The 333-nt window shown below is 32.1% G+C and carries 1 protein-coding gene; it reads right to left on the bottom strand.

The window, feature by feature from the left end:
* Nucleotides 1-333 (bottom strand): Imm6 family immunity protein (locus tag BAMA_RS23400; protein ID WP_034644496.1); only part of this gene is annotated, 333 nt, incomplete at both ends.

Below are 333 nucleotides of genomic sequence, written 5' to 3'. Positions count from 1 at the left end.
TCAATTGCATTTTCACCTAATATTATTAATGTTTCATCGTCAATAATTTCAACCACTTGCGGAACATATTTTCTTTCTTCCTTATGGTAGGCTTGATAAGTTGTATAAGACACAGCATCTAAAACTGCATACCATGCATATTGTTTTTGTACATCTGTTTCTTTATTTGCACACTCGGCCACATCTACATAATCTTCACTATCTATGTAGTTACACAAATTATCAGCTTCAATTTTTTCACCTTCAAGCCATTTCCAACAGGAATCTAGAGCTTCTCTACCAATTTTATATCCATCTTCCTCTTTACTAATGATTTTAAACATATTTTCAGCT

The organism is Bacillus manliponensis, assembly GCF_000712595.1.
GTDB classification, from domain to species: domain Bacteria; phylum Bacillota; class Bacilli; order Bacillales; family Bacillaceae_G; genus Bacillus_A; species Bacillus_A manliponensis.
Note: the sequence above shows the minus strand (reverse complement) of the source record. Positions and strands in the feature narration are given on the sequence as shown.